The 15,295-nt window shown below is 49.4% G+C and carries 12 protein-coding genes; 4 read left to right on the forward strand and 8 right to left on the reverse strand.

All coding sequences use genetic code 11. The features are described from left to right. The first annotated feature begins 137 nt into the window (after positions 1-137). Entirely contained in the window at positions 138-1,640 is a 1,503-nt protein-coding gene (proP, locus tag C0K55_RS13035) for a glycine betaine/L-proline transporter ProP (protein ID WP_001517596.1), read from the forward strand. Positions 1,641-1,768: 128 nt separating this feature from the next. Continuing rightward, entirely contained in the window at positions 1,769-1,858 is a 90-nt protein-coding gene (gene pmrR / locus C0K55_RS13040; RefSeq protein WP_001517597.1) for an LpxT activity modulator PmrR, read from the forward strand. On the opposite strand, the gene pmrB is transcribed toward pmrR, so the two are convergent. The 7 genes from pmrB to melR form a co-directional block, all read right to left on the reverse strand. Further along, complete coding sequence (gene pmrB / locus C0K55_RS13045; RefSeq protein WP_001052120.1) at positions 1,834-2,934, reverse strand: two-component system sensor histidine kinase PmrB; 1,101 nt, start codon at positions 2,932-2,934, stop codon at positions 1,834-1,836. The two genes, pmrR and pmrB, sit on opposite strands and share 25 nt — an antisense overlap. Continuing rightward, positions 2,935-3,603 (reverse strand): two-component system response regulator BasR, encoded by a 669-nt coding sequence (basR, locus tag C0K55_RS13050; protein WP_000697920.1) that lies wholly within the window; start codon positions 3,601-3,603, stop codon positions 2,935-2,937. Next, a complete protein-coding gene (gene eptA, locus C0K55_RS13055) occupies positions 3,600-5,243 on the reverse strand; it encodes a phosphoethanolamine transferase EptA (protein ID WP_001517598.1) in 1,644 nt (547 codons plus the stop codon). Before eptA ends, basR begins: the two co-directional genes overlap by 4 nt. A 103-nt stretch (positions 5,244-5,346) precedes the next feature. Further along, positions 5,347-6,684 (reverse strand): arginine/agmatine antiporter, encoded by a 1,338-nt coding sequence (gene adiC, locus C0K55_RS13060; RefSeq protein ID WP_000093135.1) that lies wholly within the window; start codon positions 6,682-6,684, stop codon positions 5,347-5,349. Positions 6,685-6,820: 136 nt separating this feature from the next. Further along, a complete protein-coding gene (locus C0K55_RS13065; RefSeq protein ID WP_001217088.1) occupies positions 6,821-7,582 on the reverse strand; it encodes an AraC family transcriptional regulator in 762 nt (253 codons plus the stop codon). Between the two features lie 332 nt (positions 7,583-7,914). Beyond that, positions 7,915-10,182 (reverse strand): arginine decarboxylase, encoded by a 2,268-nt coding sequence (gene adiA, locus C0K55_RS13070; protein ID WP_077633379.1) that lies wholly within the window; start codon positions 10,180-10,182, stop codon positions 7,915-7,917. A gap of 197 nt (positions 10,183-10,379) precedes the next feature. Further along, positions 10,380-11,288, reverse strand: coding sequence for a transcriptional regulator MelR (gene melR, locus C0K55_RS13075; protein WP_105266544.1), 909 nt, complete (start codon positions 11,286-11,288; stop codon positions 10,380-10,382). A gap of 270 nt (positions 11,289-11,558) precedes the next feature. On the opposite strand from melR, the gene melA reads away from it, so the two are divergent. Together melA and melB are read left to right on the forward strand one after the other, a co-directional pair. After that, on the forward strand, positions 11,559-12,914 hold the full coding sequence (gene melA, locus C0K55_RS13080) for an alpha-galactosidase (protein WP_105266545.1): 1,356 nt from the start codon (positions 11,559-11,561) through the stop codon (positions 12,912-12,914). A gap of 92 nt (positions 12,915-13,006) precedes the next feature. Next, positions 13,007-14,452: a melibiose:sodium transporter MelB gene (melB, locus tag C0K55_RS13085; protein ID WP_105266546.1), complete on the forward strand. Its 1,446-nt coding sequence runs from the start codon at positions 13,007-13,009 to the stop codon at positions 14,450-14,452. A 131-nt stretch (positions 14,453-14,583) separates the two neighbouring features. Here melB and C0K55_RS13090 read toward each other — a convergent pair whose 3' ends face one another. Further along, entirely contained in the window at positions 14,584-15,213 is a 630-nt protein-coding gene (locus C0K55_RS13090) for a DUF2238 domain-containing protein (protein WP_000621498.1), read from the reverse strand. Positions 15,214-15,295: the final 82 nt, after the last annotated feature.

The following is a 15,295-nucleotide window of genomic DNA, read 5'->3' on the forward strand; positions in this document are numbered from 1 at the left end:
TTCTTAATCAGAACGTGTAAATAAACCCGCTACGCTTGTTACAGAGATTGCACCCTGCAATTCCCGCTCCCCTTTTGCGGGCGCCATGTCGATTTGCCTGACGTGTGCGGAAATGGGCTTACTCTGCGAGGAAAGCTATGCTGAAAAGGAAAAAAGTAAAACCGATAACCCTTCGTGATGTCACTATTATTGATGACGGTAAACTGCGAAAAGCCATTACTGCAGCATCGCTGGGTAATGCAATGGAATGGTTTGATTTTGGTGTTTATGGTTTTGTTGCTTACGCATTAGGTAAAGTCTTTTTCCCTGGGGCTGATCCCAGCGTGCAGATGGTTGCTGCACTTGCCACCTTCTCCGTTCCCTTTCTGATTCGACCGCTTGGCGGGCTCTTCTTTGGTATGTTGGGCGATAAATATGGTCGCCAGAAGATCCTCGCTATCACCATTGTGATTATGTCGATCAGTACATTCTGTATTGGATTGATACCGTCCTATGCCTCGATTGGTATTTGGGCACCGGTTCTGCTGTTGATTTGTAAGATGGCGCAAGGTTTCTCGGTCGGCGGCGAATATACCGGAGCATCGATATTTGTTGCGGAATACTCTCCTGACCGCAAACGTGGCTTTATGGGTAGCTGGCTGGATTTCGGTTCTATTGCCGGGTTTGTTCTGGGCGCGGGTGTGGTGGTGTTAATTTCTACCATCGTCGGTGAAGAGAACTTCCTCGACTGGGGCTGGCGTATTCCGTTCTTTATCGCTCTGCCGTTAGGGATTATCGGACTTTATCTACGTCATGCTTTAGAAGAGACACCAGCGTTCCAGCAACATGTTGAGAAACTGGAACAGGGCGACCGCGAAGGTTTGCAGGATGGCCCGAAAATCTCGTTTAAAGAGATTGCCACGAAGCACTGGCGCAGCCTGTTGACGTGTATTGGTCTGGTGATAGCCACTAACGTGACTTACTACATGCTGCTGACCTATATGCCAAGTTATTTGTCGCATAACCTGCATTACTCCGAAGATCACGGGGTGCTGATTATTATCGCCATTATGATCGGGATGTTGTTTGTGCAGCCGGTAATGGGCCTGCTGAGTGACCGTTTTGGCCGTCGCCCGTTTGTGATCCTCGGTAGTGTTGCGCTGTTTGCACTGGCGATCCCGGCGTTTATTCTGATTAACAGTAATATCATCGGTCTGATTTTTGCCGGACTGTTGATGCTGGCAGTGATCCTCAACTGTTTTACGGGCGTTATGGCCTCAACGCTGCCAGCGATGTTCCCGACGCATATCCGTTACAGCGCGCTGGCGGCGGCATTTAATATTTCGGTGCTGATTGCCGGTCTGACGCCAACGCTGGCGGCATGGTTGGTAGAAAGTTCGCAGGATCTGATGATGCCAGCGTATTACCTGATGGTAGTGGCGGTGATTGGTTTGATTACCGGCGTGACCATGAAAGAGACGGCGAATCGTCCGTTGAAAGGCGCGACACCGGCGGCGTCAGATTTGCAGGAAGCGAAGGAAATTCTCGTTGAGCATTACGATAATATCGAGCAAAAAATCGAAGATATTGACCACGAGATTGCCGATTTGCAGGCGAAACGCACTCGCCTGGTACAGCAACATCCGCGAATTGATGAGTAACCTGAAATAGATTACCTGATGCGACGCTGTCGCGTCTTATCAGGCCCCCAATCGGTCTGGCCCGACTCTTAAGGTTCACTTAATCTCTGGCGTGCATACTCTCCTCCAGTTCAATGGAGGAGAGTGCAATGAAAAACCGTATTTATGAAAGTTTAACTACCGTGTTTAGCGTGCTGGTAGTAAGCAGCTTTCTTTATATTTGGTTTGCCACGTATTGATCTTTCTTCAGCCGTATCCAGGCGCGCGTGCCGGAAGTCTCTTCCCGGTTTTGCAGGAAAAACTGCCCGTGATGCAACTGCGTGATGCGGCTGACAATACTTAATCCCAGACCAATTCCGCCATAACGGCTGTCCATCCGTACAAACGCTTTGCTCAACTCTCCGCATTTACTCTCATCAATACCAGGCCCTTCATCTTCAACTGCCATTACCGCACCGCCATCTTCTTGCAGTTTAATCATAATGTTGCTGCCTTCGGGACTATAGCGATGGGCGTTTTCTACCAGGTTACGCAACAACATGCGTAGTAGAGTGGCGTCGCCCTGGACAGTGATGTCGGCGGCGCTTTCTGGCAACAGCAAGGTTTGCTGACGCTGGTCGAGCATGGTGCTGAGTTCGTCATAGGAGGGCAGGATCACATCATCCAGCAACTTTACATGCTGGTAATTACCCGAAGAGAATGACTGTCCGGCGCGCGCCAGTTGTAACAACTGGGAGACGCTGGCCATCATCTGATCGAGCCGCGCGACTAACGGCGCTACGTCAATGTTGTGCGTTTTCGCCATTAACTCCAGATGCAAACGTACCCCTGCCAGCGGCGTTCGTAGTTCGTGAGCGACGTCAGCGGTAAACAGCCGTTCGTTATCCAGCGTGCTGGTCAGGCGACTGACCAGATCGTTCAATGCAGAAACTACCGCTTCGATTTCGAGGGTGGCACTGTGAATAGCAATAGGTGTCAGGTTGTCGGCGGTACGCGCTTCCAGCTCTTTTTGCAGTTCCGCCAGTGGGCGGGTGATGCGAAGTACCGCCTGATAGCAGATAAACAGCGTCAGACTGACCATAAACACGCCAGGAACAATCAGACTGGCGACCGCCTCACGGATTTCACGCATGATGTGGCGATCGTTGTTGCGATTGTCGCGCAGCGCCTGCTCAAATAGCTGAATCTGCTCGGTGCTTTCATGCCATAGCCAGAAAACGCTGATCAGCTCAAATACCAGCAGAATTGCCCCAATGGTCAATATCAGCCGTTGACGCAGCGATATTGGTCGACGTAGAAAACGCATCAGGTTCAATTAGTTTTCCTCATTAGCGACCAGCATATAGCCAAAGCCGCGCACGGTGCGGATACGGGCTTTGCCCACTTTGTCGCGCAAGTTATGGATATGCACTTCCAGGGTATTCGTTGAGGGTTCGTTGTCCCAGTTGTAAATGTCGTTGTAGAGAATTTCCCGATGCACCGGACTACCCGCCTTGAGCATCAGGCGCGACAGCAGGGCATATTCTTTTGGTGTCAGGATCAGCTCTTCACCGCCCATCCATACCTGACGGCGACCCATATTCAGCGTCAGGTTGCCAACCTTCAGCTCGCTTTCGCCCTGATTATTATGGCGTCGCAGCAGGGCGCGGATGCGGGCGTGCAACTCTTCCAGCGCGAAAGGCTTCACCAGATAGTCGTCGGCACCGACATCCAGCCCGGCGATTTTGTCGGTAAGCGTGTCGCGGGCGGTGAGGATCAGTACCGGCAGGGTGTATTTTTTCTGCCGGATACGAGCGAGAAAATGCAGTCCATCTTCGTCGGGTAAACCTAAATCCAGCACCACCAGGCTGTAATGACCGGCTTCCAGGCTTTGTTCCGCCATCCGCGCGGTCGTGACGCCATCACACGCGTAGCCTTCAGTTTGTGCCGCCAGAATCAATCCCTGCAATAACAGTGTATCGTCTTCAACAATTAGAATTTTCATTCAGTCGTTCTCCTGCATGCCTGCAGAATATCATCCGCGGCTTGATAATACTTCGTCTCGACGCCGGTTAATCCCAACAGGGTTGAGAATAAATTGTCCTGTGAATAGTGCTGCGTTTGTGCTTGTTTTTGCAGGCAGCTTTGATCAACCTGATACCGTTTTTGATAATCCTCCGACAACCACAGCAGCATCGGAACCTGCTTTTGGCTATCCGGGGCGATGCTATAAGGCAAGCCGTGTAGATAGATGCCATTTTCACCTAACGATTCACCGTGGTCAGAAAGATAAATCAGGCTGGTGGTAAATTTATCCTGATGTTCTTTCAGCAGATTAATCGCTTTATCAACAATATAGTCGACGTAGAGCAACGTATTGTCGTAAGTATTGACCAGTTGCTCTTTGGAACAGGTCTGGATCTCGTTGGTGTCGCAGGTGGGAGTAAATTTCCTGAACTGCGGTGGATAGCGGTTGTAATAGGTCGGGCCGTGGCTGCCGATGGTGTGTAAGACAATCACCCCATCGCCTTGCAGATTATTGATGTACTCCTCCAGCCCGTGGAACAGCACTTCGTCATAGCATTCGCCGTTGATGCACTGACCGGGTAAGTTCAGGGCAGTGACGTTCTGATGAGGCACGCGGTCACATGCGCCTTTGCAGCCGCCATCGTTGTCATTCCATAGTACGTTGATGCCTGCCCGCTGAATGATATCCAGCACGCCTTCCTGGTGTTGTGCCAGCTCTTCTTTGTAATGCTCGCGCGGCATATCTGAGAACATGCACGGTACGGAGACAGCCGTTGCTGTGCCGCAAGACGCAGTATTAGGAAAATAGATCACGTTATCTTTCGCCAGTCGCGGGTTGGTTTCACGCGGGTAGCCATTGAGTGAGAAATTCTCCGCCCGCGAGGTTTCCCCGACGATCAAAATGGTCAGGTTTTTCCGGTTTCCTTTTTGCATTAACGGGTTGCGGTGTGCGTCCTCACCAATGCGTACCAGTGGCAGATTTGCCAGTCGCTGGTGGGAATACCATGACCAACTGGCAACAATGCTGTTGGAGGGGCTTAAAGATTTCACCAGCTCTTTGTTGTTGCGAAACAGCGAGGCGTAGTCTTTATAAAAAAGCACGGCAACCAGCACAATCAGCAGTACAGATATCAGGATACTGGCTCCACGGAAAAGAACACTGCGCAGGCGCGAGGCAGCAGGTTTGATTTTTATCCAGCAGGCAATCAGCGCAGCAAGTACGCCGCTTAACCCTAGCGTTAGTAACATGCGTGGCGTCATCAACGCATAACTTTCCGCCGGTGTGGTATCAATGATATTGGCAATCATCGAACGGTCGATGACGATGCCATAAGTCATGATGAAATATTGCGCAGATGCGCCAACGAGAATAAACAGACAGGCTAGTGGTCGATTAAGCCATAAGAAAGAGCCTAGTGTCAGAACAATATTAATCACGCTGAACGCGACGACTGGCATCGACAAGAAAACCAGCACGTTATGCAGCGAATCCAGCGGTAACGCCTGTAACACCTGTTTAAAAAAGGCAATGTTCAGGCAGATAGCAATATAAAAAGAGGCCAGCAATAGCCAGGCGAGTAAATTCAAAGAGGGTCTTTTTAAAAGGCGCTTTAACATCACGGTGTTTCCATCGAACAAAGTGCGCATATGCTCGCAAAGCAAAGTTAAGCCAACCTTAAGTTCTTAAGGTTGGCTTTTATGTTTGCTGGATTAAGGAGGCTTAATCTTTGCTAATGGGTGGATCTAAAGGATACGGGTTTTTATGCAGCCGGTTGTAGTTCAGCGTGTACATAGCGGTGATCACCATCAGAGTGACAAATGACCACATGACTTCTTGTGCACCAGAACCAACCACCGCCCAGATGCAATAAAGGAAGGCGATAGTTGTGATGACCAGATACGCCGGACGCGCTTTGCCAAAGTGACCGTGGCCTAAAAGCAGTAAAGCTGCACAGGTATAAAGATAAGGCACCAGGGTAAAGATAACCGATACGGAAGAGACCAGACCGAACTCTTTGGTTGCGTTTGGTGAGATGCTGCTGAACTGGAAGATAGTCATCAGGATACCAACGATAATCAACCCGGCTACCGGTGTGCCTGCTTTGTTGACGCGGGCAAAAATCGGTGGGAACAAACCGTCATCGGCAGCGGCTTTCGCCGTTTGTCCAGCCAGTAACGTCCAGCCGCCGAGCGAACCCAGGCAACCAGCCGCCGCACAGAAGGAGACAATGGCTCCTGCGGTATCACCCAGCGCCATCCGTGCAGCATCACCGAATGGCGAGGCGGAAACGCGCAGTGCGGCATTCGGGATCATCCCCATAATTGCCGTGGTCGAGAGCACATAGCAGACGGCAGCAATCAGTACCCCACCAATGGTGGCAATAGGGACGTTGCGTTTCGGGTTTTTCACTACACCCGCTGCAACAGAAGCACTTTCTACCCCGATAAATGACCACAGCGTTACGTTTAAGGTGCTTTGAATTGCGCCGAAAGTGCCCAGACCGCTAACGTTCCAGGCCGCCATATAGGTTTCTCCGTGGAACCAGAACCAGCCGAATACGGCAATCCCGACGATGGGGATCAGCGCCAGTACAGTGGCGATGGCCTGCACGCGGGTAATCATTTTCGGCCCGACGATATTAAGCAGAACGAAGATCCACAGCACCACAACACAGGTGATAGTTAATACCAACGGATCTTTCAGTACCGGGAAGAAATAGCTCAGGTAGCCGACGCCAATGACCACCATAGCAATATTGCCGATCCAGCAGGCCAGCCAGTAGAGAACGTTAGTTTGATACCCGAGGAAAGGACCAAAACAGCGGCGCGCGTAGGCATATGAACCGCCAGGGCTGGGATCGAGGAACGACATTTTGGCGTAAACCATCGATAAAGCCAAAGCACCGATAATTGTCACCAGCCAACCATATATAGCAATCCCCCCCGTCGAGGCCAGATTTGCAGGTAACAGAAAAACACCTGACCCCATAATATTCCCCGACACCATCAGGGTGACGGGGATTAAGCCCACTTTGTGAGCATCAGCATCCGAAGACATAATAAAACTCCTGCGAAGGCGAGCTTCGTGACAATAAATTACGTCATATCATACGCCTGCATTCGCGTGTTGAATTATCGTCGGCTGGCTTATCGCTGATGCTGTTATTAATATATCTCTTCGTTAAGGTTATAAATCAGGCGATAGAACGTTCTCTATGCTGGCTAACATAATGGAGTGGGGTCATGCCATAGAAATCTTTAAATACAGAAATAAAGTAAGACGTACTGTTGTAGCCACAGGACTGTGACACCTGTGAGATATTTTTACCATCCATCATTAATTCATTTACGGCATAACGCATCCGGCAGGTGGTTATTATTTGGCTATAACTGGTGTTTTCGCTTTTCAGCTTTTTCTTTAACAAACTTGGGCTAAGGCATAAACAACTGGCTACCATACTAAGATTCCAGTCTTTATGGATATCGCTTTCAATGATTTGATAAACGCTGTCGCTAACACAATTACGTAACATATGCATTAGCAGTGAAAGGAATTTTTTACTGTCGAGAAAACGAGATAGTACAGTGAATAATAATGCACGTGTTCGTTCCTTTTCCGACTCTGTTTCAGCGGGCATTATGCTGTGTTGCGCTGCGACGCGAAACACCTCTGGTGTCAGGCATGACAGGGAAATAAAAGGCGTGGCGCTACGCTGCCAGACCGGTATTTTCGAGAGATCTTTATTCAGAAAACGGAGATAATCTTTGATGATGTCGAGGCTAATATACGCAACCAAAGTGTTATTCAGAGAGGAGACGTCGATAATATTGTTTTCACAACTTAATAACGTTATATGGTTAGCTTTCAAACTTATAGGTTCTTTCCCATTCACTCTTAGCCAGACATCTTTTTCAGTTAATAAAACTATACAAGGTTGGTTGCTGCAAATCCTCATACATGTACTCCTGAAATGCAAAGAAAATAGTGGATCTCGCCAACATAGAGATACCGGGGACTGGTTATATAATTGTATGACGAATCAAAACATGCATAAAAATAACGTGTTTTGCTAATATTATAAATTTTTATAGTAATTTCTCATGTACAAAAATTTTTACAGAGTGAAGAAGTGTAAATAACAAACAAAAAAAGCGCGGGGTGGGACCGCGCAAAAAGTATGACATTTTTGTTTGCAGCAATTTTTATGAAAACGTTGCCATACTCAAAAGGCCTCAGGCCAGGCGGCGTAATGTTATTTAAACAATTACGCCTTCAGCGGAATAGTGGTTACGCTTTCACACACATTACGTGGTAAATACCGTCAATAATTTCGGTGCCTTCCGTTTCGTGTTCAAAACCAGGGAAATGATGATCCCAGGATTGCAGTGAGCGTAAATAGCTTACTTGTGGGCTGTTTTTATCGCCAAAGTTTTCACCGGAAAGCAGCATTGGGATCCCGGGCGGATATGGGATGACTGAGTTCGCCGCAATACGTCCCGGCAGGTTTTCAATGGATACCAGTTCAACGTTGTTATCGACAATTGCGTTGTATGCTTCGCGCGGAGTGATTTCTGCCACCGGCAGGCCGGAATAGGCTTCGTTCAATCGTGCGCCAGGATTGTTTTCTTTCAGCCAGGCAAACATTTTGTCGCCCAGATCGTGAATGCCCATGTTCGCATAAGTGTCAGGATATTGTTCAACAAGTTCCGGCATTACCTGAGCCAGCGGGGTGTTAGCGTCGTAGTGGCGTTTGAAGGAACAGAGGGTGTTAGCCAGCGTTCCCCATTTCCCACGGGTTACGCCCATTGAGAACAGGAACATAATCTGGAAGTCGGTGGTACGGGTGGGTACAATGCCGTGGCGACCCAGCCATGCGGTAACCAGTGCTGCCGGAACACCGGTTTCTTCCAGTTCACCGTCTTCACCCATCCCCGGAGCGAGGATGCTGACTTTAATCGGGTCAAGCATACTCCAGTTATCCGGAATATCTTTGAAGCCGTGCCAGCTTTCGCCCGGATGCATTACCCAGCAGTCCTGAACGGTGGTCAGCAGTTTGTGCGGTGCGTCGGCAAAGTCATAGGTTTTGCCGGTTTCCGGATCGGTAACCACTTCTTTATTCCACGGCTTAAAGAACCAACTACCTTCGTCAGCAAACTCTTTATACAACCGTGCCATTGCCTGGCGGAAATCGACCGCTTCGTCGATCACTTCCTGAGTCAGCGACAGGCCGCTGTTGCCGTCCATCATTGATACAGCCACATCGTTTGACGCGCAGATGGCATATAGCGGGGAAGTGGTGGCATGCATCATGTATGCCTGATTAAAGCGGGAGAAGTTAATCGCGCCGCGGCCTTCACGTACATGAATATAAGACGCCTGCGACAGTGCATTCAGCAGTTTATGAGTGGAGTGAGTGGCGAAAACGGTAGGACCGCTGTGATCACCCGGCTCACCGCGCATCGCGTAGTGATCGGCATAGATCGGATTAAAACGTGCGTAACCGTACCAGGCTTCGTCGAAGTGCAGACGATCGGCGGTTTTTTCCAGCAGATCCTGCGCGTCTTTGGCGTTATAGCATACGCCGTCATAGGTGCAGTTGGTTACCACGCAGTAAGAGGGTTTTTGCCCGACTTTGTCTTTGGTCAGCGGGCTTTCGCTGATTTTCTTCTGCAAGGTTTCAGGCTGCATTTCCTGCGGATAGATTGGCCCGATAATGCCGTAGCGGTTGCGGCTTGGCACCATGTATACCGGTTTCGCGCCAGTCAGCATTAAACCTTGTTCGATGGATTTGTGGCAGTTACGGTCAACAACAACCACGTCGTTATCTGTCATGCAGGCTTGCATGATGGTGCGGTTAGACCCTGAAGTGCCGACGACGACGGACCAGGAGTGGTCGGCACCAAATACGCGCGCGGCATATTTTTCGCTTTCGCCAAATGCGCCAGTATGGTCAAGTAAAGAACCGAGGGAAGTTCGTTCGATGCCCATGTCGGTGCGGAACAGGTTTTCACCATAGTAGTCATGGTAGAAACGTCCGGCGGGGGTTTTAGTGAAGCCAACACCGCCCTGGTGACCTGGCGCGGCCCAGGAGTACTCATGGATGTCGCTATATTTCATCAGCGCGCTGAACAGTGGCGGCAATAGCTGTTGGCGGTAGCGGGACATCGCTGCGATGGCGCGTCCGGCGATAAAGTCAGCGGTATCTTCCAGAATCCAGGCGAATTCATCGACAAGCTCCAGCAGATCGCGATCCAGCGCGGCGATTGATTTTTCCCGGTCGCCTAACAGGAATACCGGCACATTTTGCTGACGCTCATGAAGCTTACCGATCAATTCTCTGACATTTTGGTGTTCGTCCGGATGCTCCATTTGATAACTGAACATCAGACAATCAATGGCTTCATTTGAAGAGAGAATGGCAAAGCCATCATCAAAGGAGGTGGATTTAATCACGGTAACATTTTGTTGGCTCAAGGCATTTGCCAGACGCTCAACGGCGCTACCGACCCAGGTGTCCTGATGTAGAAACTCGCTTTCAACAATTAATACTTTCATCATTGCTTACCCGGTTGTGAAGGAATCTTCGCTGCGGGCAAGTATCTTCCGGGCATTTCAGGCTGTAAAGTGATTGAAAAACAAGCGTTTTTAAAATTTTTATATTATAAACAAAAGTTTAAATTAATTTTTTAATTAATTTTCAATGTTTATTATCGACAGCTAAATTATTTTTTTGGCTGATACTGATATCGTTTTTAGCCGGGAAGCATCTGGCGGCGTTGTTGGCTAAGTTTTCGGTATTGTTGCGGCGACATGCCGACATATTTGCCGAACGTGCTGTAAAAACGACTACTCGAACGAAAGCCTGCCGTCAGTGCAATATCGAGAATACTTTTATCGGTATCGCTCAGTAATGCGCGAACGTGGTTGATGCGCATCGTAGTAATGTACTGTTTCATCGTCAACTGCATGACCCGCTGAAATATCCCCATTGCATAATTGGCATTAAGTTTGACGTGCTCGGCCACATCGTTGATGGTCAGCGCCTGATCATAGTTATCCGCAATAAAGCCCAGCATCTGGCTGACATAAAACTGCGCATGGCGCGAGACGCTATTTTTGTGCGTGCGCGAAGTTTTATTGACCAGAATAGGCTCCCAGCCGGAGAGGCTAAATCGCTTGAGCATCAGGCCAATTTCATCAATGGCGAGCTGGCGGATTTGCTCGTTTGGGTTGTTCAACTCCTGCTGCCAGCGGCGTACTTCAAACGGACTAAGTTGCTGTGCCACCAGTGATTTAATCACCATGCCGTGAGTCACATGGTTTATAAGGTCTTTATCCAGTGGCCAGGAGAGAAACAAATGCATTGGCAGATTAAAAATTGCCATGCTCTTGCAGGTTCCGGTATCGGTTAGCTGGTGCGGCGTACAGGCCCAGAACAGCGTGATATGGCCTTGATTGATACTTACGTGTTCATTGTTGATCAGGTATTCCACATCGCCATCGAAAGGCACATTTACCTCAACCTGACCGTGCCAGTGGCTGGAGGTCATGACATGCGGCGCGCGAAATTCAATTTCCATCCGCTGATATTCCGAGTATAGCGACAGCGGGCTGCGGCTCTGCTTTTCATCACTGCTGCACATAAATGTGTCTGTATTCATCGATAGCCCTCTTTCCTGGATTATCAGAATCATGGCAGAAGTTGGCAGGGGTGACTGCGAATGACGACACAAAACGTAAAGAGAGAGGAATGGACAGGGCTTTATAAGGGCTAATTACTCTGTTTTTTAGGCAATTTATTCCCGAAAACTCAGATTTACTGCTAAGCAACCCAGGATCTGAGTTTTTGGGAATGCTCAACGGGGAAGCCGGAGGTTTTCTGCGAAATCGCCTGCCATGATGAAATCATTCAAGCAAGCCAGGAGACCTGAATGATGTCTGCACCCAAAATTACTTTTATCGGCGCTGGTTCGACGATTTTCGTTAAAAATATTCTTGGTGATGTGTTTCATCGCGAGGCGCTGAAAACGGCGCATATTGCCCTGATGGATATCGATCCCACCCGCCTGGAAGAGTCGCACATTGTGGTGCGTAAGCTGATGGATTCAGCAGGAGCCAGCGGCAAAATTACCTGTCATACCCAACAGAAAGAAGCCTTACAGGATGCCGATTTCGTGGTGGTGGCATTTCAGATTGGCGGTTATGAACCCTGTACGGTCACCGATTTTGAGGTTTGTAAGCGTCACGGTCTGGAACAAACTATTGCCGACACGTTGGGGCCGGGCGGCATTATGCGCGCGCTGCGTACCATTCCGCATCTGTGGCAGATTTGTGAGGACATGACGGAAGTGTGCCCCGACGCCACCATGCTGAACTACGTTAACCCGATGGCGATGAATACCTGGGCAATGTATGCCCGCTATCCGCATATCAAACAGGTAGGGTTGTGCCATTCGGTGCAGGGAACGGCGGAAGAACTGGCGCGCGATCTCAATATCGATCCCGCTACACTGCGTTATCGTTGTGCAGGTATCAACCATATGGCGTTCTACCTGGAGCTGGAGCGCAAAACCGCAGACGGCAGTTACGTGAGTCTCTATCCGGAACTGCTGGCAGCCTATGATGCGGGCCAGGCACCGAAGCCGAATATTCATGGTAATCCCCGCTGCCAGAATATTGTGCGCTATGAAATGTTCAAAAAGCTGGGCTACTTCGTCACGGAATCATCAGAACACTTTGCTGAATATACGCCGTGGTTTATTAAGCCAGGCCGTGAGGATTTGATTGAACGTTATAAAGTGCCGCTGGATGAGTACCCGAAACGCTGCGTTGAGCAACTGGCGAACTGGCATAAAGAGCTGGAGGAGTATAAGAATGCGTCCCGGATTGATATTAAACCGTCGCGGGAATATGCCAGCACAATCATGAACGCTATCTGGACCGGTGAACCGAGTGTGATTTATGGCAACGTTCGTAACGATGGCCTGATTGATAACCTGCCGCAAGGATGTTGCGTGGAAGTCGCCTGTCTGGTTGATGCTAATGGCATTCAGCCGACTAAAGTCGGTACGCTACCTTCGCATCTGGCAGCACTGATGCAAACCAATATCAACGTACAAACGCTGCTGACGGAAGCGATTCTCACGGAAAATCGTGACCGTGTTTACCACGCCGCGATGATGGATCCGCACACCGCCGCTGTGCTGAGCATTGACGAAATTTATGCTCTTGTTGACGACCTGATTACCGCCCACGGCAACTGGCTACCCGGCTGGTTGCACCGCTAATACGCTACTGCGCCGGGGTATGTCTTCCGGCGCACACCTCTGACGATACCAATAACAGAAGGCGGGCGTTGGTAACAGCGACCCGATACCCTATGAGCATTTCAATGACGACAAAACTCAGTTATGGATTTGGAGCGTTCGGGAAGGATTTTGCGATCGGCATTGTGTATATGTACCTGATGTATTACTACACCGATGTTGTCGGGCTGTCGGTTGGTTTGATTGGTACTTTGTTTCTGGTGGCGAGGATCTGGGATGCTATTAACGATCCGATTATGGGGTGGATTGTAAATGCTACGCGATCGCGATGGGGTAAGTTTAAGCCCTGGATCCTGATCGGTACGTTGGCTAACTCTGTAATCTTATTTCTTCTCTTTAGCGCGCATCTGTTTGAAGGTACTACTCAGATTGTCTTTGTTTGCGTGACCTACATTCTTTGGGGCATGACTTACACCATCATGGATATTCCCTTCTGGTCACTGGTTCCAACCATAACCCTCGATAAACGTGAGCGAGAACAACTGGTTCCTTATCCGCGCTTTTTTGCCAGTCTGGCGGGTTTTGTTACGGCAGGCGTGACGCTGCCATTTGTTAATTATGTCGGCGGCGGCGATCGGGGATTTGGCTTTCAGATGTTCACACTGGTGCTGATTGCGTTTTTTATTGTGTCGACCATCATCACTCTGCGTAATGTGCATGAAGTCTTTTCGTCAGATAATCAATCGTCTGTCGGAGAAAAACACCTGACACTAAAAGCCATCATTGCGCTTATTTATAAAAACGATCAGCTTTCCTGCCTGTTGGGAATGGCTCTTGCTTATAATATTGCCAGCAACATTATCACCGGCTTTGCTATCTATTATTTCTCGTATGTTATCGGTGATGCGGATCTGTTTCCCTATTACCTGTCGTATGCGGGAGCAGCTAACCTGGTGACGTTAGTGTTCTTCCCGCGTTTAGTTAAATCATTATCCCGACGTATTTTATGGGCCGGAGCCTCTATTCTTCCGGTATTAAGCTGTGGTGTTCTTCTGTTGATGGCATTAGTGGGCTATCACAACGTCGCTCTTATTGTGATAGCCGGTATTTTGCTGAATGTGGGGACGGCGCTGTTCTGGGTATTACAGGTCATCATGGTGGCAGATACCGTTGACTACGGTGAATATAAATTGCACATCCGCTGTGAGAGCATTGCTTATTCCGTGCAGACGATGGTGGTGAAGGGCGGTTCGGCATTCGCGGCTTTTTTCATTGCAGTTGTGTTGGGGATGATTGGCTATGTCCCGAATGTTGAACAGTCTACGCAAGCCATATTAGGTATGCAGTTTATTATGATTGCTCTACCTGCTCTGTTCTTCATGGTCACGCTGATTCTCTACTTCCGTTTCTATCGCCTCAATGGCGACACGCTGCGCAGGATCCAGATCCATCTGCTGGATAAATATCGTAAAGTGCCCCCCGTACCTGTTCATGCTGATATTCCGGTCGGTGCAGTGAGCGATGTGAAAAGCCTGACGGACGTTGGCAATAGCGAATGAAAACATTGCCTGATGCGACGCTGGCGCGTCTTATCAGGCCTACAATAAGAAATGTAATTGATTGAATTTGCACATTTTGTGGGCAAAATAAGGCGTTTACGCCGCATCCGGCATAAACAAAACGCAGGTTGTCATCCGGTTATCAAGCCATAGCGCCGTAACTGGTGGCAGTGAAAGCGAGCGAGGAATATCACCGCGGTTAATGCGCCCAGCAGCGCACAGAACATATCGGATTGCGTATCCCACTGGTCGCCCTGGGTGCCGAGAAAATCATCCGCGCCCTGGCCCATCGCCAACGCTGCCCACCACTCAACCAATTCATACATTGCGCTTATCGCCAGCGCCACGCAGCAGACCAGAAACGCTACCATTTTACGTCCGCGCACGTACATCCCACGCACAAGGATCTCTCGCGCCACCAGTGCAGGCACCAGCCCCTGAAAAAAGTGCCCCAGCTTGTCATACGGATTACGACTCAGCCCCAGCCATTCCTGCACTTCAAAACCGATGGGAACTTTTGCGTAGGTATACTGACCGCCAACCATCAGGATGATGGCGTGAAAGAAAATCAGCGTATAGAGCAAGGGCGTTAATGGATAACGTCTGGCGGTGGCAAGCAGCAACGGTACGACAATAATCACTGGCGTCACTTCCATCAACCAGGTCAGTTTGTCATGAGCCGAAATGCCGGTGTAAATCAGGATGAATGTTAGCGCCAACGCGCCAGTGTTAAGAATTAACGGCTTGAGTGTGCGGATCATGGTGAGTTCGCAAGTCAGGGAAAATACTGACTATTCACCAGTAAGCGTGAAATTACAATCGCAAAAGAGGTGGCCCGGGGGG

The sequence above is a fragment of the Escherichia sp. MOD1-EC6098 genome, from assembly GCF_002965865.1.
Lineage (GTDB): Bacteria > Pseudomonadota > Gammaproteobacteria > Enterobacterales > Enterobacteriaceae > Escherichia > Escherichia marmotae.

What these genes read in the sequence shown, in the direction of transcription:
- proP (WP_001517596.1), top strand. Translation starts at nt 138, where the DNA reads ATGCTGAAAAGGAAAAAAGTAAAACCGATAACCCTTCGTGATGTCACT.
- pmrR (WP_001517597.1), top strand. Translation starts at nt 1,769, where the DNA reads ATGAAAAACCGTATTTATGAAAGTTTAACTACCGTGTTTAGCGTGCTG.
- basR (WP_000697920.1), bottom strand. Translation starts at nt 3,603, where the DNA reads ATGAAAATTCTAATTGTTGAAGACGATACACTGTTATTGCAGGGATTG.
- eptA (WP_001517598.1), bottom strand. Translation starts at nt 5,243, where the DNA reads ATGTTAAAGCGCCTTTTAAAAAGACCCTCTTTGAATTTACTCGCCTGG.
- adiC (WP_000093135.1), bottom strand. Translation starts at nt 6,684, where the DNA reads ATGTCTTCGGATGCTGATGCTCACAAAGTGGGCTTAATCCCCGTCACC.
- C0K55_RS13065 (WP_001217088.1), bottom strand. Translation starts at nt 7,582, where the DNA reads ATGAGGATTTGCAGCAACCAACCTTGTATAGTTTTATTAACTGAAAAA.
- adiA (WP_077633379.1), bottom strand. Translation starts at nt 10,182, where the DNA reads ATGAAAGTATTAATTGTTGAAAGCGAGTTTCTACATCAGGACACCTGG.
- melR (WP_105266544.1), bottom strand. Translation starts at nt 11,288, where the DNA reads ATGAATACAGACACATTTATGTGCAGCAGTGATGAAAAGCAGAGCCGC.
- melA (WP_105266545.1), top strand. Translation starts at nt 11,559, where the DNA reads ATGATGTCTGCACCCAAAATTACTTTTATCGGCGCTGGTTCGACGATT.
- melB (WP_105266546.1), top strand. Translation starts at nt 13,007, where the DNA reads ATGAGCATTTCAATGACGACAAAACTCAGTTATGGATTTGGAGCGTTC.
- C0K55_RS13090 (WP_000621498.1), bottom strand. Translation starts at nt 15,213, where the DNA reads ATGATCCGCACACTCAAGCCGTTAATTCTTAACACTGGCGCGTTGGCG.